This is a genomic window from Microbacterium sp. LB12, assembly GCF_037150835.1.
In the GTDB taxonomy this organism is placed as follows: Bacteria; Actinomycetota; Actinomycetes; order Actinomycetales; family Microbacteriaceae; genus Microbacterium.
Genome location: NZ_JBBCPF010000001.1, coordinates 40,732 through 58,822 on the forward strand (window position 1 = coordinate 40,732; position 18,091 = coordinate 58,822).

Below are 18,091 nucleotides of genomic sequence, written 5' to 3' on the forward strand. Positions count from 1 at the left end.
GCGGATCGCCTCCGCGGCGGCGCGGGCTCACCGGCGGGGAAAAAGGCTCGGCGGCTTCGGGGCGGTCCCGTACCCGATACCTGTGAAGACATCCGACGGGTCTGCCAGATCGCCCACGTAGCTGCGTTGCGTGACGTTCGATGCGACTCTCCAACTCTCTGCGACCATGGGAAGTCCCGAGTTCACGTTCACAAGCGACTCCGCGCTGCCCGCAATGCCCGCCATCAGGTACCAGAGCTGGGAGTGGTTCTTTGCCGGGTCAGCACACACGCCGGCGTTGATGGGCGCCTTCTCCGCCCTCGACCCTCCGGCCGGCCCGAGGCAGGTCCCAGCATCATTTTGAATCTGGACCGCTTTCTTCCCGTTCACCGTCATCACCGACCGGATGTGCCACCGCATCGTCGGCTGATTGAGGCAGGTGTTCACGCGCACAGGACCTGTCTTCTGAGCGCCGGCAACACCCACGCACATCGTCGGGCTCACACCCAGCCAGATCTTGCTGCCGACGGCGAACCCGTCGGCAGCAGAGGCGGCCTGCACCCCGCCTGCGCTCAGCACCACAGCAAGCGCACCCCCCGCGATCGCACGCGCCACATTCCTTCGCAGACTCGCCCTCATGGCCGAGCCTCCCTTCTTCGATCGAAACACCCGAACATCTCATCCGAGTAACCGGTAACACACTACAATTCTGAGAAAGCAATTCCGCGATACTTCGGCATGGAGCGCTCCCCGTCCTCCGGCGGCCCATCGCGGCGCTCCCTCCGATACCCGGGAACCGCCATCGGACGGCCCGTATTTCCCGCAGTAGGCTGAACGCATCATGCAAGAGTTCTGGCAGTGGGCGGGCAACTTCTGGTGGCTCATCTTCCCGATCATGGGAATGGCCGGCGGAGCTGCGAAGGCGTGGGAGCGCAACTCCAAACGCCGTCACGAGCGTCGCCTGGAGACCCTCAAGGTCAAGGCGCAGCTGAAGACCGCCGAGATCGAGGCGCGCGCCCTGACCCAGCAGGCCAAGCGCCGCGGGCCGTCGGTCGTCGACACCACGGCATCCGTCGCGCCGAACGACCTGGTCGCACGGCTGTTCGCCGAGCATGACGAGATCACCGCGCGCTGGCTCGACTACGAGCTCGACGTCGCCAAGCTCATCGCCTTCCCCGCCATGAGCGACGGACGCCAACCGCTGACCGCCGCATTCCTGCGTGCCAAGAAGACGGCTGATGCGCTGCGTCCGACCTCCGCCGACGCCAAGGTGTCGGAGCAGCAGGTCACCGAGTACCTGCAGGCCGTGGGCGACTACGCGGTCGCGTTCGAGATCGCCGAGAAGGATGCCCGACGCCTGCGCGACTCGACCTTCACCGAACCAGAGCGCAAGCGCCTCGACCGGGCGCAGCAGCTGCTCAAGGTCGCGGTCGACGAGTCGGCCACGCAGGCCGAGCGCAACGTGGCGTACAAGCGCGTGCGGGAGGAGCTCGACGGGCTCATCCTGCTCTCCGACGACGCGGTCACCGTGCTCGAGAAGCAGGTGGCGCGCGAGCTGCCGGCGCACGCCCCGCAGGCAGTGGCTGAGCCGGAGACGCTGCCGGAGCCCGAGCGGATGCCGGTCGCCGACCCGCTGCGCCCCACGCCTCCGCGGGCGCACCCGCGCGAAGACGCATGACCCCGGAGAACGTCACCGGTCCGATCGCCCACCATGCCGAAGGTCCCGTGTGGTGGCCGGGATGGGGTGGACTGCGCTGGGTCGACGGCGACGCGGGCGACCTGCTCACGCTGCGTGCGGACGGTGTGACCCGGCAGCACATCGACGACGAGTACCTGGCGTTCGTCCGCCCCCGCGCGGGTGGCGGACTCGTCGCGGTGGGTGCCCGGACGCTCTACCACTCCGACGACGTGGACGGTGAGACACGGGCTGTCGCCTCCCTCGGGGATGACCCGCGGGTGCGCATGAACGACGGATGCTGCGATCCCCGCGGCCGCCTGCTGGCCGGCTCGATGGCCTACGACGCCACCCCGGACGCGGGACGGGTGGTGCGGATCGACACAGACCTCGGCGTCACGACCGTGCTCGCCCACGCCACCGTGTCGAACGGCATCGGCTTCTCCCCCGATGGGCGCCGCGCCTACTACGTCGACACCATGACCCACCGGATCGACGTGTTCGACGTGGTGGAGGGTGAACTCCGCGGCCGCCGCGCCTTCGCGGTGATCCCGGCGGAGCAGGGCCTGCCCGACGGACTCACGGTCGCCGCCGACGGCAGCGTGTGGCTGGCCTTGTGGGGCGGCAGCGCGGTGCACGGCTACGACACATCCGGATCCCTCATCGCGACGGTCGACCTGCCGGTGCCGCAGGTGACTGCGTGCACGTTCGGCGGCGACGACCTCGACACCCTCTACATCACGACGTCCGCACAGGGACTTCCGGCCGATCACGGCACCGAGGCGGGCTCGGTCTACGCGGTGCGACTCGGGATGCGCGGGATACCTGTCACGCCGTTCGCGGGCTGACCCCCCCGGCCCTCGTCGGCGCCGAATCAGGCGACTGCGCGACGACAGGCGGATCGTCCCGGAAAGTACCTGACCCCGCGCGTTGGCCTGATCCGACGCGCGGTGCGGCGCCACCGACGGCCTCTGCCCGGGACACGGTGCACTCAGCCTGGGAACCGTGCCCCGGGCACAAGCCGCCGGGGATGCCGCGAGATCAGCCGAGCACGACCCGCTCGGTGCCCTGGCGCTGGCGACCCAGACCGTCGATCTCGATCGTCATCTCATCGCCGTCCTGCAGGTACGGGAAGCGGCCGGACAGAGCGACGCCCTGCGGGGTGCCCGTGTTGATCACGTCGCCGGGCTCCAGCACCAGGTACTGGCTGAGCTCGTGCACGATCTGCAGCACCGGGAAGATCATGTCCGCGGTCGAGGAGTCCTGACGCGGCTCTCCGTTCACGAACGACCGCAGCCGCAGCGCCTGCGGATCCACCTCGTCGGCGGGGACGAGCGCCGGACCGAGCGGATTGAACGTCTCGGAGCACTTGCCCTTCGACCACTGCCCGCCCGAGACGTCGAGCTGGTAGGCCCGCTCGGACACGTCGTTCGAGATCGTGTACCCGGCGATCACTTCGCGCGCGGCATCCGGCGATGCCAGGTAGCGGGCGGTCCTGCCGATCACCACCGCCAGCTCCACCTCCCAGTCGACCTTCTCGGCCCCCGGCGGGAGGAGCACGACGTCGTCGGGGCCGACCACGGTGTTCGGGTGCTTGAAGAAGACCACCGGATGCTCGGGCGGCTCGGATCCGGACTCCGCCGCATGGGCCGCGTAGTTCTGACCGATGCAGATCACCGCGGTCGGACGGGCGACCGGGGCACCGATGCGCAGACCGTCGATCGCGGCGACGGGCAGCTCGCCCCGCTGCAGCGCCGTGCGCACGCGCGCGATGCCGTCGGCGGCGAGGAACGCGCCGTCGATGTCGGCCGTGAGGGAGGCGAGGTCGTAGACGGCACCGCCGTCGCGGACGAAGGGGCGTTCGTGGCCGACGGCACCGAGTCGGAGGAGTTCCATGGGGCCTTCCGGGTCAGCGCGCAGCGGCGTGGGTCGGGTTGACGATGGGCACGGACTCGCCGGCCAGGAAGCGGATGATGTTCTCGGCCGCGTGCACCGGGAGGTCTTCCAGCGCCTCGGGCGAGAACCAGGCTGCGTGCGGGGTGAGCAGCACCTGATCGAGGTCGCGCAGCGGGGAGTCCGCGGCAAGGGGTTCGCCCGCGAAGACGTCGAGGGCCGCAGCGCCGAGGTGCCCCGTGCGCAGCGACGCGGCGAGCGCGTCCTCGTCGATGAGCGGTCCACGGCAGGTGTTCACGACGACGGCACCCTGCTTCATCGTCGCGAGAGCGGCGGCGTCGATCAGGTGCCTGGTCGCCTCGGTCAGCGGCACGTGCAGGGTGAGGATGTCGGCGTGCGCCACGGCGTCGGGGATCTCGACGAGCTCGCAGCCGGCGTCGCGCACGGCATCGGCGGGAGCGTAGGGGTCGGCGACCAGCACGCGGAACCCCAGCGCCCGTGCACCGCGGGCGACCATCGAGCCGATACGGCCGAAGCCGAGCACGGAGACGGTGGTGGCGGAGGGGCGTACCGCCATCGGACGGGCGTCGACGGCCTTCCAGGCGCCGGCACGGACAGCGCGGTCGTAGGCGGGGAGGCCGCGCGCCTGGGTCATGATCATCGCGATCGTGTGGGCGGCCACTTCTTCGATGCAGTAGCTCGGGGTGTTCGCGACGGCGATGCCCCGGGCTGTCGCGGCCTGAACGTCGACCATGTCGTAGCCGATGCCGACACGGCTGATGATGCGGAGGTTCGGCATCCGGTCCATCACCTCGCCGGTGATCTGCGCCCACTGCACGACGAGGCCTTCGGCATCCGACCCGAGGGCGGCGATGTCGTCGACGGATCCGGATGCGGCGCGCTCGGCGCGCAGTCCCGCCCGGCGGAGAGTGTCTTCGATGACGGTTCCTGGCAGGTCGCAGTCGCTGACGAGGATGAAGGGCTCGGTCATGAAAGCGATGCTATAGCATCTAGCAAATGGTGTACAGCCACCGATATTTCGCTTCTCCGAAAAGCTGGGGAACTGTCGAGACCTGCCCGCGAGATCCCGCGTGAGGGGTCCCGAAATCCTCTGAATCCCGCTCCTGGCTTGGGAACGCCGCCCGGCACTGGCCAGACTGGAGACATCGAAGGGGAGTAGCTCCGGGCTCGCACGAGCCGTGAGGCGGCATCGACATACTGACGTTCACGACGATCGTCCGGTGCCCCTGTCTTCCAGATGAGCGAGACCTTCGGCCCCCGTGTGGCCGGAGCTCTGTCGTACCCCTCCTTCCGGTCGCGCCTGACCGAAAGGACCGCTCTCGTGCCGCGCGCATTGATCGTCCGCCTCCTCATCTGCCTCCTCATCACCGCCCCGGCGATCGCGTTCCGGGCGCTCGGGTTCCACCCGAATCCGGTGCTCGACCTGTTCGTGTTCGGCGCCGCCGTCGTCGCCGCGAGCTTCCTGCTCGCCTGGGCCGCCGAAGCCGCGCAGAAGGACATCTCCGGGGCGCTCGCAATCGCCCTGCTCGCCCTCATCGCCGTGCTTCCGGAGTACGCGGTCGACCTGTACTACGCGTTCCGCTCGGGTTCCGACCCCGCCTACGCGCAGTACGCCGCGGCCAACATGACGGGGTCGAACCGGCTGCTGCTCGGCTTCGGCTGGCCGCTCGTCGTGATCGTCGCCCTCCTCGTCGCGAACCGTGGGAGAGAGCGCCGCCGCCGTGAGCTCTCACTTCGGCTGCCGGCGACGGCGCGACTGGACGTCGGCTTCCTCGCGGTGCTCGCGATCCTCGCCTTCACCATCCCGCTGCTCGGACACATCCCCATCTGGTTCGGACTCGTGCTCATCGCCGCGTTCGTCATCTACCTGTGGCGCGCCGGTCAGGTCGAGGGCGAGACCGAGGAGGAGTTCGTGGGCGCCGCCGCCCAGATCGCCGACCTGCCGACCCGCGCCCGCCGGATCACCGTGATCGCGATGTTCGTGGTGTCGGCGGCGATCATCCTCGCCTGCGCGGAACCGTTCGCGACCGCACTGGTCGACTCCGGTTCCTCGCTCGGCATCGACAGCTACTTCCTGGTGCAGTGGCTCGCACCGCTCGCCTCCGAAGCACCCGAGTTCATCATCGCGGTGCTGTTCGCGCTGCGCGGCATGGGCGCGGCCGCCATCGCCACCCTGATCGCCTCCAAGGTCAACCAGTGGAGCCTGCTGGTCGGATCGCTCCCGCTCGCACACTTCTTCGGTGGCGGCGGTGGCGACCTCCCCCTGGATGCACGCCAGATCGAAGAGTTCGTGCTCACCGGCACGCAGACCGTGATGGGAGTCGCGATCCTCCTCGCCCTGCGCTTCCACCTGGGCTCCGCGATCGCCCTCGCCGCGATCTTCCTCGTGCAGTTCTTCGTGACCGACACCGGCGGACGCTACGTGCTCTCGGCGGTGCAGTTGGTGATCGCCGCGGGATTCCTCGTCGTGCATCGACGGCACATCCTCCCCACCCTCGCGGCGCCGTTCCGGCGATCACCGCGAGCGAGCGCGCCGCGCGATCCGGCTCTCGAGTCGGTCTGAGCGGGTGGGGTGCCGTCGACATCGACGGCACCCCACTTTTGCTATAGCGTTTAGGCATGACTGTTCGCCGCGCACTGATCACAGGAGCCAGTTCCGGAATCGGAACCGCCGCCGCCCTCGAACTCGCACGTGAGGGAGCCGCGCTCTGGATCACGTACACCGGGCGCGAGGCCGAAGCCGAGCGGGTGGCCGAAGAATGCCGGGCCGCCGGCGCCGCCGAGGTGCTGGTATCGCGCCTGGATCTGCGCGACCCCGCATCGATCGACGCGCTCACCGACCGGATCACCGTGACCTGGGGCGAGCTGCACGTGCTCGTCAACAACGGCGGCGTATGCCCCTACACCCCGTATCCCGAGATCGACATCGACGAGTGGGACTTCGTCCTGGAGACCAACGCGCGCGGGACGTTCCTGCTGACGCGGGCCGCGCTCCCCCTGCTGCGGGCGGCGGAGGGCGACCGGTCGGTGATCAACATCGCCTCGATCGCCGGCCAGGTCGGGGCACTGCAGACCGGCATCCACTACGCCGCCAGCAAGGGCGCCCTGCTCGCCATCACGCGCAGCTTCGCCCGGCACCTCGCGTCGGAAGGCATCCGCGTGAACGCCGTCACCCCCGGCCCTGTCGCCAGCGCGATCACCGACCAGCTGCAGGGCGAGGGGCGTGCGAAGCTCGAGTCCGGCATCCCGCTCGGCGCCTTCGGCCAGCCGGAGGACGTCGCCTGGATCATCGCGTCACTCGCATCGGAGCGCGCCCGGTTCATCACCGGAGCCACCTACGACGTCAACGGAGGAGTTCGCATTGACTGACCGCACCGACACCGACCGCTCGGCCCTCGACACCGTCCAGGCGCAGCTCGATGCGTTCAACGCGCACGACCTCGACGCCTTCGTCGCCACCTACGCCGCCGACGCCGTGATCACCGGCGTCGCCCCGGAGCCCATCGTCGGCTCGGCCGCGATCCGCGCGTTCTACGAGCCCCGCCTGCAGAACCCCGACCTGTCGTGCGCGATCGAGACCAGCGTGCTGTTCGGCACGCGCTGGGTCGTCGCGCAGGAGCAGGTCGTCAACGCGGGCGTCGCCACCGAGACCATCGCCACCTTCGACGTGGTCGACGGACTGATCGCGCGCGCGTCGATGCTAAAGGCCTGAGCGCGGGGCCGTCACATCCTCCGGTAGACGTCGGCCCGATGGGCGATGCGCAGCACGTAGACGACGTGTGCCTCCTCGTCGACACGGACGACGACGCGATACGCGATTCCGACGTAGCCGCTGCGCTGTCCTTCGAGCTCGGCCCCGAGCGCCTTGGTGGTCCGCAGCGGGTTCTGCGCAAGCGGCCCCTCCAGGAAGCGGAGGACGGCGTCGGCGAGCTTCGGTTCCAGGCGATGGAGTGCGCGAACGGCGGGACCGGTGAGCTGGACGTCGTATGACTCCGAGGTCACCGGCCGGCCAACTGCTCTCGCACCTCGGCGAGGCTCAGCGTGCGCCCCGCAGCGATGTCGGCATCGGCCTCCGCGACCTCTTCGGCATGATGCGGATCCTGCAGCAGGGCGAGTGTGGCTTGCAGCGACTCGAGGTCGTCGATGCTCAGCATCACGACGGCCGGACGCCCGTGGCGCGTGATCGTGACCGCCTCATGAGTGGTGTCGATCGACTCCACCAACTGCGAGAACCTGTCCTTCGCCTCACTTACTGAGATCGTCTGCACATCCATGATTCTAGCCTAATGTCTGGCCAATAATTGGCCCAGTATTCTAGCCAACAGACGCGATCACTCGTGCTCGGGGAGGATCGGCGACGACCACCCCGGGTCGCGACCGAGCTGTGCGGCCCGCGAGACCGAGGCGGCGCCGTAGCGATCCCGGAGGTCGTCGAGCACGGTGTCGAGGCGGGCCTCATCCCCCCAGTCGATCGGCAGCTCGGGCTGCACACGGTCGGCGCGGTCGAGCTGCGACAGGGAGAAGCCGATCAGGGTGATGCCGCGAGCGGTGATCTCCGGCAGCGCGGCGGCGAGCAGAGCACGGGCCACGGTGAGGACGATGGCCGTGCGGTCGGTGGGGGCACCGAGCGTGCGGGAGCGGGTGGCCTTCGAGAAGTCGCCGAAGCGCAGCCGCAGCACGACGGTGCGGCAGACGCGGTCGCCATCGCGCAGCCGCCGCGCCAGCCGGTCGACGATCTGCGTGAGGATGAGGTCGAGCTCCTCGGCCGAGCGGGGTCTGTTTCCGAGCGCCCGCTGCGAGCCGATGGATCCACGGCGCCGGGTGGCGTCGACCGGTCGCGGATCCCGCAGACGAGCCAGCGCGTGCACATGGGCACCCGTCGCCTTGCCCAGCATCCGCTCCGCCGTCGCCGCTTCGAGCTCGGCGAGCTCGCCCACCGTGTGGACGCCGTAGCGATGCAGCTTCTCGGCCGTCACCGCGCCCACACCCCACAGCCGTTCGACGGGAAGCGGAAGCAGGAACTGCTCCTCACGATCGGGCTCCACGACCAGCAGCCCATCCGGCTTGCTCACGGCACTGGCGACCTTGGCGAGGAACTTGGTGCGGGCGACCCCGACCGAGATGGCCAGCCCCGCCTCCGCGCGCACGCGTTCCCGCAGCCGCACCGCGATCTGCTCGGGAGTGCCTCCGATCCGCCGCAGACCGCCGACCTCGAGGAACGCCTCGTCGATCGAGAGTCCCTCGACGAGAGGTGTGGTGTCGCGGAAGATCGCGAACACGTCCTTGCTGGCCGCCGAGTAGGCCTCCATCCGCGGCGGGACGACCACGGCGTCGGGGCAGAGCTCGCGCGCCTGTCGCCCGCCCATCGCGGTGCGCACCCCGCGCGCCTTCGCCTCGTAGCTCGCGGCCAGCACGACCCCGCCGCCCACGATGACGGGCCGCCCCCGCAGCTCGGGCGCGTCACGCTGCTCGACCGAGGCGTAGAACGCATCGAGGTCGGCATGCAGCACCGTCGCTTCCCCACGCATCCTGTTCTCCTGTCGACGTGCGGATCGTCGCACGGACCGGGGACATCGGACCCGGCCTCGACGGGCGACGATGCGGTGTCCGTGCCCGGAGGTATGGTCGGCGCGTGCCGGAACCCGTGATGCAGTGGTGGGCGCGACGGCAGTTCTCCCGCGGTCGCGCCGTTCCGTATGACGTGGGCACCTACCGCGCCGGGTGGCTGGCGTATCCGGAGCTCGTGCGGCAGTACCACCCCGAGCTGAACAACGGCATCGTCCTGTCGCAGATCCCGCTCGCGGCCGATGTGCTGCTGTGCTGGGAGTGCGCGCTCGGGCACCGGTTCGTCGCCACCCCCACCGAGCAGCGCGAGCGCCCTGGTCCCGTACGACGTCGCTCGGCGTGGTGCCCGGAGTGCTCGGCGCTCGCCCGCCCGCAGCCGGTCGTGCTCGGCGAGGCACGTGCGATCCCCCGCAAGCCCCGCCGCCCGGCGCCGGCGGTGTGCACCAAGACCCCCGACCTCCCCACCGGAACCGCGTTCGTGAGCGGCTGCGCCCCGCGCCCCGCATCGGCGGCGGAGGGACGCCTGCGTACCGAGCTCGGTGGGCTGATCGCGTTCGATGCGACGGTCAACGCGGTGAAGGTGTCGCGCCCCTTCTTCCGTCACACCGAGGTCTGGCCCGACATCGTGCTGCCGGAGCTGCGGGTCGCGATCGAGTACGACACGGTCGGTCGCCACGGCCTGGAGCACGTCGGCAAGAGGCAGGATGCCGATTTGCGCAAGGACCGTGCGATCCGTGCCGCGGGGTGGGAGGTCATCCGCATCCGCACCGGGAAGCTCGAACCCCTCGGTCCGCACGACCTCGCGCTGTCATCGGTGGGCGCGAAGAGCCTCGCGCGCATCATCGACGAACTGCGCGCGATCCGTGGCGGGCTGCTCGTGGACGCGTACCTCCGGTGAGCGCGCACTCCCCGTCGGGCGGAGAACTCCCCGTGCGGAGGAGACTTCGGCGGCGAGGATCCTCCCGACGCCGAGATCTCCTCTCGAGGCCTGCCGGGCTTCAGCCGTCGAAGCGCTCCCGCAACCCCGGGTCGAGCGCGATGTCGCCGAAGGATGCCGTCCAGGCGCCGTCGACCGCGATGGACTGCCCCGACAGGTACGGCGCCTCATCCGAAAGGAGGAATGCGGTGACCGCGGCGACCTCCTCGGCACGGGCGATGCGTCCCATGGGCGGCCCCTCCGCGAGCGCGCGCTCCTCGGCCGCGGGGTCGGCGGCACGCGCGATCTGCGCCTCGAGGTGCGGGGTGCGCACGCCACCAGGGGCGACCGTGTTCGCTCGTATGCCGAGACCGCCATATGTCACTGCGACGCTGCGTGTGAGGGCGTCGATGCCGCCCTTGGTGAACTCGTAGGCCGCGTGATCGGTGAAGCTGGCGCGACCGTGGATCGATCCGATGTTCACGATCGCACCCGCCACACCCTGGTCGACGAACGCCGACACCGCAGTGGAACAGCCCCAGATGTAGCCGAAACCGTTGATGCCGAGGATCTCGCGCACCACGTCTTCATCGAGCTCGTGCAGCGGGGTGCGCTTCGTGATGCCGGCGTTGTTGACCCAGCCCGCGAGAGGAGCCCTGGCCCGCGCCGCAGCGGCCGCACGCTCATGCGTGGCACGATCGGCCGCATCGCCGAGCACGACCTCTGCCACGATGCCCTCCTCGACCGTCCCCGACCCCGGCGAGCGCTCGAGCCCGACCACGATCCAGCCGTCGGCGGTGAGGCGCTCGGCGACCGCGCGACCGATGCCCTTGCCGCTGCCGGTCACGACCACACTGCGGTTCATCACGACACTGCGATTCATCGCACTGCGATCCACGAAACTGCGGGAGTCTGTCATGTCAGTCCTTCTCGAATCCGAAGACGGCAGGGTCGAGCGCGAAGCCGAGGCCCGGAGCATCCGTCGGCCGGATGCGGCCCTCGAAGGTCGGCCCTCCGACGACGAACGACGGCGCCGGGTCGTAGGGGTTGATGCCGCGCGCGAAGGTCTCGACGCCGATGCCCAGGTGCGCGGTGACCTCAGGATAGACGTGGCCGGACACGGGCACGCCCCGCTCGGCCGCCCAGGCGATCAGCTCGCGCGCCGGGGTGACACCGCCGATCGCGACGACGTCCAATCGCAGCGCCTCGACACCGCCGACCTCCACCAGCGCCCTCAGCACGGCGGGGTCGGTCACCTCGTCGCCGACGGCCACGGCCAGACCCGATCCCTGCCGGATGCGGGCGACACCCGCTGCATCCTCGGGGAGCAGCGGGTCCTCCAGCCACGCCAGCTGCGGATCCCCCCACTGCGCGATCTCGGCGAGCGCGGTCTCGGCGTCCGGCCAGCCGAAGCCGACGTCGACCACGAGTCCGGTGTCGGCGGGCAGCTCGGCGTTCAGGATCGCGATCAGCTCGCGCATGTATGCCGGGTCGGGAATGCGCGAGATCTTCACGTTCGTCCAGCCGCGTGCCTGCGCGAGCACCTCGGCGGCCACGTCGCGCGGAGTCCGCGACGGCGAGGGGTAGGCGGCGACGAGCATCGAGTCGCGCGGGGCATCCCCCGTGCCCAGCAGCGTCCACAGCGGCAGACCCGCACGGCGCGCAGCGATGTCCCACAGCGCGATGTCGACCAGGCCGATCGCCCGACGCACGAGGCCGACGCGACCGACGATCGCACTGCCGCGCAGCATCCGCTCCCAGGTCGCAGCGGGGTCGTCGGCACCCGCGCCGATCGCATGGACGGCCACGAGTCGCTCGACGATCTCGGCCATCGGCGCCTCGCGGGAGAGGCAGTACGCCACGCCGGTCGTGCCGTCGTCAGCCGTCGCCCGCACCGCGCTGTACTCGCGGCGGGTGACCGTCATCGCCCCCAGCTGCAGCGGCGCGGGGAGCGGCAGCACGGCCGTGGCCGTGTCGATGCGGGCGATCGCGCTCATTCGGGCTTCTTCGCGAGCGGAATGCCGTAGTCGACCATGAAGCCGCCGTCGACGTAGAGGGTCTGGCCGTTCATGTAGCGCGACTGGTCGGAGACGAGGAAGCTGACCGCCGCGGCGATCTCGCTCGCATCGGCCAGGCGCTTCGCCGGGATGCGCGACAGGATCGTGTCGAGGCTGAGCGTGCCCGCCTCGACACCCTGACGGAAGACCCCGGTATCGACGTAGCCGGGGGCGACGGCGTTGACGCGCACACCGCGTGCGGCCCACTCGGCGCCGGCCGTCGAGGTCAGGCCGATCACGGCGGCCTTGGTGGTGGCGTAGGGCGCGCGCCCGGCCGATCCGCGCGACGAGATGGAGGAGATGTTCACGATGCGTCCCTCTCCGCGCTCCAGCATCCGTTTGCCCGCGGCCTGCAACGCCGAGAACACCCCGTGCAGGTTGACGTCGACCACGGCCGCCCATTCGTCCCAGCTGAGGTCTTCGATGCCGCGGTGGCGCTGGATGCCGGCGTTGTTCACGAGCACCTCGATCGGGCCGAGCTCGGCTTCGATCTCGCCGAACACGCGGTCGACAGCGGCGTGGTCGGTGACGTCGAGTTCGCGCCACAGGATGCCCGCGGGGTTGTCGGCGGCAGTGAGCCCCGGCACGCGGTCGGTGGCGACGACGAGGTAGCCGTCTGCGGACAGACGCTGCCCGATCTCCCAGCCGATACCGGCCGATCCTCCGGTGACGATGGCGACGGGGCGCTGCGCGGTCATGTCTCTCCTCGACGTTCGAATTTGCTATAGCAAGTGTAGTCGGTCGCTCACTCTCGCGTCGAGGTTCGGGGAGACCGCCTCAGGATCCCCCGGCAAGCTGAACCGCTGGCGGGGAGAATCCTGAGGGTTGTGTCAGGGATTCCCCAAGATCGTTGCCGTCACCCACCCCGGGATGGTTACTTAGGTCTGAGGATCTGGGGAGATTCTTACCGCCCATGTTTCTGGGGAACGTGGACGCGTTTCTGTGGTTGCCTCCCCGCACGCCCCCCGCCTGGGGGAGGCAACCACGACACCGCCTCCCGGAATCGCGGCGATTCAGCGACGGATCGGTGTCGCACCCTCGCGTCGCAGATCAGGCGTCGATGAGCGCCCCGACGACCTCGATCAGGTGCTCCTCGAGCAGGTCGAGACCTCCGGGTGCGAGCGGCGTCTGCCAGGCCTGATAGGCGCCGCGGTCGTAGGCGTCGCGTGTCGGCAGGTAGACGAAACCGGGACCGTTGGTCAGGTTCATCACGACGATCGGCGTCTCCGGGAAGCGGGCGCGCAGCGTGGTCTGCAGTCGCGAGTACGCCTCTCCCGGATGCCCGACGACGACCGCATCCCCCAGCCGCCAGGCCCAGACCGGATGCTGCACGGTGGGTCCGTCGATGTAGCCGTCGCGCAGGTTGCGGGCTCGACCCAGGCGCTCGTCGCGGGAGCGCGGGTCGATGTCCTTCCACTCCTCGGCGAGCTCGTCGATCGTCGGGAGGTCGCGCAGCGGCAGCTCGATGCTCGTCATCGACCCGGTCGCCGCATCTCCTCCGGTGGCGGGATGCCCTGCCCAGATCGCCAGCGGGGCACCCGACTCCACGACACCGTCGAGCGTCAGCTCCTCCCCGGGGACGGGAAGCGCGTCGAGGGCGGCGAGCACCGCGTGACCGAGTGACCGTCCGTGGCGGTCGGCGACCGCGACGTCGCCCGTGTACTGCTCGCGCGGTGCCAGCTCGCCCGATGCACCCTGCACGAACAGGCACGGCGCGTCGGTGGCGGCCTCGACGATCTCGCGCATCGCTCCGACGTAGTCCGGGGAGACCTCGCGGCTCTGCCAGGCCAGCGTGGTCGGGTGGCAGGCGTAGTTGACGAGCGTGCCGCGCACCTCCCCGTCGACGCTGAGTCGTCCGATCGTGACCGTGTCGTCGGCCGTGCCCGCGGGGTTGTATCCCACCAAAGGCCTGCCGTCGACGTCGAGCTCGCGGTCGGCGGCGAGCGTGCAGGTGCCGGTCGTCCACTCGATGAGTCCGGGGCGGGCATCGTCCAGTGCCTCGCGTCCGGCCGCGACACCGGCCGCGGCGAGCGCATCGAGGTACCCGGGGATCAGCTCGCCGCCCGGCAGGTGCGCGTCGGCCGCGCACAGCACCGCTCCCGCATGCGTGTGCGAGAGGGAGAGCATCAGCTGATCGGCATCGAGTCCGAGGCCTGCGAGGATCGCGCCCCGCACCTGCTGCTCGTCGGCCACGCGACGCCACCAGGTGGCGTCGACCGCCAGCAGCACGCGCGGACGCGCATCGCCGCCGATCACGGCGAGCGCGGTCAGCTCGAAGGGACGGTGCGCCCCCTCCGACCGCTCCCAGTCGGCGGGTCCCCAGTTCTTGGCGCGGATGCCGGTGGGAGGGGTGATGTCCCGTCGCGCGACGCCGATGCGCGCCTGTGTGCGGGGGATGCGGATGCGATCGCCGAACTGCGTGCCCGTCATCGTGCGTTCCTTCCCACGGCGGACGGCACGACGCCGGTCACCGTTCCCTGAGCCTGCCACAGGGCCGCGGCCTCGGCCCGCCGTCGGCGTTCGAGCACCGGATCGGCCACGGGGATCGCGGCCATGAGCCCGCGCGTGTACTCGTGCTGCGGGTTCGCGAACAGGGCGTCACGGGCGCCGACCTCGACGATCCGCCCCTGCTGCATGACCGCGACGGTCGACGACATGTACCGGATGACGGCGAGGTCGTGGCTGATGAAGAGGTACGTGAGCCCGAGCTCGGCCTGCAACTCGCGCAGCAGGTTGAGCACCTGCGCCTGGATCGACACGTCGAGCGCCGACACCGACTCGTCGAGCACGAGGAACTCCGGTTCCAGCACGAGCGACCGCGCGATCGACACGCGCTGGCACTGCCCACCCGACATCGACCGCGGCAGCCGGTGTGCGAACTCCTCGTCCAGCCGCACCCGGTGCATCGCCTCGCGCACCTTCTCGGCACGGATCGCCCTGGTGCCGATGCCGTGCGCGAGCAGCGGCGCCTCGATGATCTGCGCCACCGTCTGCCGCCGGTTCAGCGCCGAGAACGGATCCTGGAACACCATCTGCATCCGGCGGCGGAGTCTGCGCAGCTCCTCGCCACGCATCTCGTGCGGGCGGTGTCCGTCGAACACCACGGCTCCCGCGTCGATCCCGCCGAGCGCGAGCACGGCCTTCGACACGGTGGACTTGCCGGACCCCGACTCGCCCACGAGCCCGAACGTCTCGCCGCGACGGATCTGGAACGACACGTCGTCGACCGCGGTCACCCGCCGGCCGGAGCCGAGCGTGAACACCTTCGACACGCCCTGCACGTCGACGAGCACGTCACCGGACTCGCGGGCGCGGTCGACCGCGCTGATCGAGCCCGCCTCCACGACCGGCTCCGTGCCGCGCTCCAGCACCTCGGCGGAGGTGCGGATCGGCTGATGCACGTCCACGGTGAGGTCGACCACGGCACCCAGCAGCGCCTTCGTGTACGGGTGCTCGGGCGCGGCGTACAGCGCGTCGACCGGCTGCTCCTCGATGATCTTCCCGTGCCGCATCACGTGGATGCGCTCACAGAAGCCGGCCGCGACACCCAGGTCGTGCGTGATGAGCACGACCGCGGTGCCGTGGTCTTCGGCCAGGCGGTCGAGCAGGTCGATGATGCGCGACTGGGTGGTGACGTCGAGTGCCGTGGTGGGTTCGTCCGCGATCAGCACGGCAGGGCGCGACGACATGGCCATCGCGATCATGACGCGCTGCCGCATCCCGCCGGAGAACTCATGCGGGTACTGCGCCAGGCGCTCCTCGGGAAGCGGCACGCCGACCTCGGTCAGCAGCTCCACCGCCCTGGCGCGCGCGGCCTCCTTCGACACCCGCTCGTGCAGCCGGATCGCCTCCACCAGCTGGTGCCCGATCGTGCGCACGGGGTTCAGCGACGACATCGGGTCCTGGTAGACCATCGCGATCTCGCCGCCCCGCACCCGCGTCATGTCCCGCTTGCTCAGCGTGAGCAGTTCGCGGTCGCGCAGCCGGATGCTGCCGCCGAGCCTCGCCCCGTCGTTGAGGCGCATGATCGACAGGGCCGTGAGCGACTTGCCGGAACCGGACTCGCCGACCAGGCCGATCCGCTCGCCCGGTCGCACCGAGAGCGTGATGCCCTTGACCGGCATCGCGTCGCCGTAGGAGACGGTGAGGTCCTGCACCTGCAGGACGGGTGCGACATCCGTCATCGACCCTTCCCCTTCCGATCGCCGCCGAACTGATCGGCGAGCACATTGAGCAGCCAGATGGTGACGAAGATGAACAGCGCGGGGAACAGCACGTAGCCGATCGACTGGTACATCTTCTGGTAGCCCTGCTGCACGAGAGTGCCCCAGGTGGCCTCGGGCGGCGCGATGCCGAGCCCGACGAAGCTCATCGACGCCTCCAGCAGGATCGCGTTGGCGGCATTGATCGCCGCCTGCACCACGATCGGCCCGCGGGCGTTGGGCAGCACCTCCGCGAACAGCAGACGGCTGCGCTTCGACCCGAAGGCCACGGCCGCGGTGAAGTAGTCCTCCTGCAGTTCGCTCAGCACCGAGGAGCGCACCAGGCGGGCGGTCGTCGGAGTGAGCAGGATGCCGATGATCACGGCCAGCTTCACGGGGTCGGCGCCGAACGCCGAGATGAACACCAGCGCGAACAGGATCTGCGGGATCGCCATGACCGTGTCGGCGAGACGCATCAGGATCTCGTCGAGGATGCCACGGCCGAACGCCGCCGCCATTCCCCACGCGATACCGAGCACCATCGCGACGAGGGTCGCACCGGCGGCGATGAAGACGGTCAGCTGGCCGCCGTAGAGCACCCGGCTGAACAGGTCGCGTCCGAGTTCGTCCGTGCCGAAGAGGTGCGCGCCCGAAGGACCGGCGAACCGGTCGGACGACTGCGCGGACGGATCGTACGGCGCGATGATCGGCGCGAGCACGCAGGCCAGCACGATCAGGGCCAGCAGGGCGAGCGGGACCCAGGAGGCGAGCGCGATCCGCCGGCGCGGGCGGGCGGAGCGCAGGGCGAGGGTGAGGGTGTCAGCCACGGCTGCTCCTTGCACGAAGACGCGGGTCGAGCACGCCGTAGAGGAGGTCGACGATGAGCGTGGTCAGGATGAACATCGCGGAGATGAGCAGCACGACCGACTGCAGCACCGCGTAGTCGCGCTTGAACACGGCGTCGATCGCGAGGGAGCCGAGACCGGGGACGCCGAACACGTACTCCACGATCACGACGCCGCCGAGCGTGTAGCCGACGATCAGTCCGAGCATCGTGAGCCCAGGGATCAGCGCGTTGCGCAGCGCGTGACCGATCACGACGCCGGTGCCGGTCTGGCCCTTGCCGCGGGCGGTGCGGATGTAGGGCGCATCGAGCACCTCGACCATGGATGCCCGCAGGAAGCGCATGAGCAGCGGTGCCGCGGCGAAGGCCAGGGTGAGCGCCGGCAGGATCATCCGCACGAGGTTGTCGGCGGGATCCTCGCTGAACGGGGTGTAGCCGCGGGCGGGCAGCCACTTCAGCTGCACGGCGAACACGACGATCAGCACGATGCCGATCAGGAACTGCGGCAGCGCCATACCCGCGGTGGAGACGGCGGTGAGGATGCGGTCGACCACGCCGAGCGGACGCAGCGAGGCGATCACCGCGGCCGGGGTGGCGATCAGCACGGCCAGCAGGATACCGATCAGAGTCAGCTCGAGCGTGGCCGGGAAACGCTGGGCGATGAGCTCGGACACGGAGTACTGGTTGAAGTACGACTGGCCGAAGTCGCCGGTGAAGACGCCGCCGATCCAGCGCAGGTACTGCTCGATGATCGGAGCGTCGAGCCCGGCCTCCTGGCGGAGGCGCTGGAGCATCTCGGCGTCCACTCCCGGCGTCGAGCCGAGACGGGTGATGACGGGGTCGCCCGGCAGCAGCCGGAGCACCACGAAGACGAGAAGCGAGGTGGCGATCAGCATCGCAATGCTGATCGCCACCCGCCGAAGGACGGAAAGGAGCACG

At 70.1% G+C, this 18,091-nt stretch carries 19 protein-coding genes; 6 read left to right on the forward strand and 13 right to left on the reverse strand.

Annotated features, from left to right (window positions below):
- Positions 1-27: 27 nt before the first annotated feature.
- Positions 28-618, reverse strand: a complete 591-nt coding sequence (locus tag WFM69_RS00205; protein ID WP_337000462.1) for an RICIN domain-containing protein — start codon at positions 616-618, stop codon at positions 28-30.
- Positions 619-820: 202 nt separating this feature from the next.
- Here WFM69_RS00205 and WFM69_RS00210 point away from each other — a divergent pair, with 202 nt between their 5' ends.
- Both WFM69_RS00210 and WFM69_RS00215 read left to right on the forward strand, forming a co-directional pair.
- Entirely contained in the window at positions 821-1,657 is an 837-nt protein-coding gene (locus WFM69_RS00210; RefSeq protein WP_337000464.1) for a hypothetical protein, read from the forward strand.
- Positions 1,654-2,502 (forward strand): SMP-30/gluconolactonase/LRE family protein, encoded by an 849-nt coding sequence (locus tag WFM69_RS00215; RefSeq protein WP_337000466.1) that lies wholly within the window; start codon positions 1,654-1,656, stop codon positions 2,500-2,502. The genes WFM69_RS00210 and WFM69_RS00215 overlap by 4 nt, the downstream gene beginning before the upstream one ends.
- 193 nt (positions 2,503-2,695) lie before the next feature.
- Here WFM69_RS00215 and WFM69_RS00220 read toward each other — a convergent pair whose 3' ends face one another.
- Together WFM69_RS00220 and WFM69_RS00225 are read right to left on the reverse strand one after the other, a co-directional pair.
- Positions 2,696-3,550, reverse strand: coding sequence for a fumarylacetoacetate hydrolase family protein (locus WFM69_RS00220; protein WP_337000468.1), 855 nt, complete (start codon positions 3,548-3,550; stop codon positions 2,696-2,698).
- Between the two features lie 13 nt (positions 3,551-3,563).
- Positions 3,564-4,538: a C-terminal binding protein gene (locus WFM69_RS00225; protein WP_337000470.1), complete on the reverse strand. Its 975-nt coding sequence runs from the start codon at positions 4,536-4,538 to the stop codon at positions 3,564-3,566.
- A gap of 351 nt (positions 4,539-4,889) precedes the next feature.
- On the opposite strand from WFM69_RS00225, the gene WFM69_RS00230 reads away from it, so the two are divergent.
- The 3 genes from WFM69_RS00230 to WFM69_RS00240 are packed head-to-tail and all read left to right on the forward strand — an operon-like array spanning position 4,890 to position 7,280.
- Entirely contained in the window at positions 4,890-6,131 is a 1,242-nt protein-coding gene (locus tag WFM69_RS00230; RefSeq protein ID WP_337000472.1) for a sodium:proton exchanger, read from the forward strand.
- A 56-nt stretch (positions 6,132-6,187) separates the two neighbouring features.
- On the forward strand, positions 6,188-6,937 hold the full coding sequence (locus tag WFM69_RS00235; protein WP_337000474.1) for an SDR family NAD(P)-dependent oxidoreductase: 750 nt from the start codon (positions 6,188-6,190) through the stop codon (positions 6,935-6,937).
- Positions 6,930-7,280, forward strand: coding sequence for a nuclear transport factor 2 family protein (locus tag WFM69_RS00240; RefSeq protein ID WP_337000476.1), 351 nt, complete (start codon positions 6,930-6,932; stop codon positions 7,278-7,280). The genes WFM69_RS00235 and WFM69_RS00240 overlap by 8 nt, the downstream gene beginning before the upstream one ends.
- An 11-nt stretch (positions 7,281-7,291) precedes the next feature.
- On the opposite strand, the gene WFM69_RS00245 is transcribed toward WFM69_RS00240, so the two are convergent.
- Genes WFM69_RS00245 through dinB form a run of 3 tightly spaced genes read right to left on the reverse strand, consistent with a single transcriptional unit; the run spans position 7,292 to position 9,096 of the window.
- On the reverse strand, positions 7,292-7,570 hold the full coding sequence (locus tag WFM69_RS00245; RefSeq protein WP_337000478.1) for a type II toxin-antitoxin system RelE family toxin: 279 nt from the start codon (positions 7,568-7,570) through the stop codon (positions 7,292-7,294).
- A complete protein-coding gene (locus WFM69_RS00250; protein WP_337000480.1) occupies positions 7,567-7,842 on the reverse strand; it encodes a type II toxin-antitoxin system Phd/YefM family antitoxin in 276 nt (91 codons plus the stop codon). The genes WFM69_RS00245 and WFM69_RS00250 overlap by 4 nt, the downstream gene beginning before the upstream one ends.
- A gap of 57 nt (positions 7,843-7,899) precedes the next feature.
- Positions 7,900-9,096 carry a DNA polymerase IV gene (gene dinB / locus WFM69_RS00255; protein WP_337000482.1) on the reverse strand — a complete coding sequence of 399 codons (1,197 nt, stop codon included), beginning with the start codon at positions 9,094-9,096 and terminating at the stop codon, positions 7,900-7,902.
- 104 nt (positions 9,097-9,200) lie between these two features.
- On the opposite strand from dinB, the gene WFM69_RS00260 reads away from it, so the two are divergent.
- A complete protein-coding gene (locus tag WFM69_RS00260; RefSeq protein WP_442928421.1) occupies positions 9,201-10,031 on the forward strand; it encodes a hypothetical protein in 831 nt (276 codons plus the stop codon).
- A gap of 100 nt (positions 10,032-10,131) precedes the next feature.
- Here WFM69_RS00260 and WFM69_RS00265 read toward each other — a convergent pair whose 3' ends face one another.
- The 7 genes from WFM69_RS00265 to WFM69_RS00295 all read right to left on the reverse strand — a co-directional run bounded on the left by WFM69_RS00265 (position 10,132) and on the right by WFM69_RS00295 (position 18,090).
- Positions 10,132-10,968, reverse strand: coding sequence for an SDR family NAD(P)-dependent oxidoreductase (locus WFM69_RS00265; protein ID WP_337000484.1), 837 nt, complete (start codon positions 10,966-10,968; stop codon positions 10,132-10,134).
- A gap of 1 nt (position 10,969) precedes the next feature.
- Positions 10,970-12,046 carry an enolase C-terminal domain-like protein gene (locus tag WFM69_RS00270; RefSeq protein WP_337000486.1) on the reverse strand — a complete coding sequence of 359 codons (1,077 nt, stop codon included), beginning with the start codon at positions 12,044-12,046 and terminating at the stop codon, positions 10,970-10,972.
- Positions 12,043-12,804, reverse strand: a complete 762-nt coding sequence (locus tag WFM69_RS00275; protein WP_337000488.1) for an SDR family NAD(P)-dependent oxidoreductase — start codon at positions 12,802-12,804, stop codon at positions 12,043-12,045. The genes WFM69_RS00270 and WFM69_RS00275 overlap by 4 nt, the downstream gene beginning before the upstream one ends.
- Before the next feature lie 352 nt (positions 12,805-13,156).
- A complete protein-coding gene (locus WFM69_RS00280) occupies positions 13,157-14,536 on the reverse strand; it encodes a hypothetical protein (RefSeq protein WP_337000490.1) in 1,380 nt (459 codons plus the stop codon).
- On the reverse strand, positions 14,533-16,290 hold the full coding sequence (locus WFM69_RS00285) for an ABC transporter ATP-binding protein (RefSeq protein ID WP_337000492.1): 1,758 nt from the start codon (positions 16,288-16,290) through the stop codon (positions 14,533-14,535). The genes WFM69_RS00280 and WFM69_RS00285 overlap by 4 nt, the downstream gene beginning before the upstream one ends.
- Positions 16,287-17,135, reverse strand: a complete 849-nt coding sequence (locus WFM69_RS00290; RefSeq protein WP_337000494.1) for an ABC transporter permease — start codon at positions 17,133-17,135, stop codon at positions 16,287-16,289. The genes WFM69_RS00285 and WFM69_RS00290 overlap by 4 nt, the downstream gene beginning before the upstream one ends.
- Positions 17,128-18,090: an ABC transporter permease gene (locus WFM69_RS00295; protein ID WP_337000496.1), complete on the reverse strand. Its 963-nt coding sequence runs from the start codon at positions 18,088-18,090 to the stop codon at positions 17,128-17,130. Before WFM69_RS00295 ends, WFM69_RS00290 begins: the two co-directional genes overlap by 8 nt.
- Between the last annotated feature and the right edge of the window lies 1 nt (position 18,091).

What these genes read in the sequence shown, in the direction of transcription:
- WFM69_RS00205 (WP_337000462.1), bottom strand. Translation starts at nt 618, where the DNA reads ATGAGGGCGAGTCTGCGAAGGAATGTGGCGCGTGCGATCGCGGGGGGT.
- WFM69_RS00210 (WP_337000464.1), top strand. Translation starts at nt 821, where the DNA reads ATGCAAGAGTTCTGGCAGTGGGCGGGCAACTTCTGGTGGCTCATCTTC.
- WFM69_RS00215 (WP_337000466.1), top strand. Translation starts at nt 1,654, where the DNA reads ATGACCCCGGAGAACGTCACCGGTCCGATCGCCCACCATGCCGAAGGT.
- WFM69_RS00220 (WP_337000468.1), bottom strand. Translation starts at nt 3,550, where the DNA reads ATGGAACTCCTCCGACTCGGTGCCGTCGGCCACGAACGCCCCTTCGTC.
- WFM69_RS00225 (WP_337000470.1), bottom strand. Translation starts at nt 4,538, where the DNA reads ATGACCGAGCCCTTCATCCTCGTCAGCGACTGCGACCTGCCAGGAACC.
- WFM69_RS00235 (WP_337000474.1), top strand. Translation starts at nt 6,188, where the DNA reads ATGACTGTTCGCCGCGCACTGATCACAGGAGCCAGTTCCGGAATCGGA.
- WFM69_RS00250 (WP_337000480.1), bottom strand. Translation starts at nt 7,842, where the DNA reads ATGGATGTGCAGACGATCTCAGTAAGTGAGGCGAAGGACAGGTTCTCG.
- dinB (WP_337000482.1), bottom strand. Translation starts at nt 9,096, where the DNA reads ATGCGTGGGGAAGCGACGGTGCTGCATGCCGACCTCGATGCGTTCTAC.
- WFM69_RS00265 (WP_337000484.1), bottom strand. Translation starts at nt 10,968, where the DNA reads ATGACAGACTCCCGCAGTTTCGTGGATCGCAGTGCGATGAATCGCAGT.
- WFM69_RS00270 (WP_337000486.1), bottom strand. Translation starts at nt 12,046, where the DNA reads ATGAGCGCGATCGCCCGCATCGACACGGCCACGGCCGTGCTGCCGCTC.
- WFM69_RS00275 (WP_337000488.1), bottom strand. Translation starts at nt 12,804, where the DNA reads ATGACCGCGCAGCGCCCCGTCGCCATCGTCACCGGAGGATCGGCCGGT.
- WFM69_RS00280 (WP_337000490.1), bottom strand. Translation starts at nt 14,536, where the DNA reads ATGACGGGCACGCAGTTCGGCGATCGCATCCGCATCCCCCGCACACAG.
- WFM69_RS00285 (WP_337000492.1), bottom strand. Translation starts at nt 16,290, where the DNA reads ATGACGGATGTCGCACCCGTCCTGCAGGTGCAGGACCTCACCGTCTCC.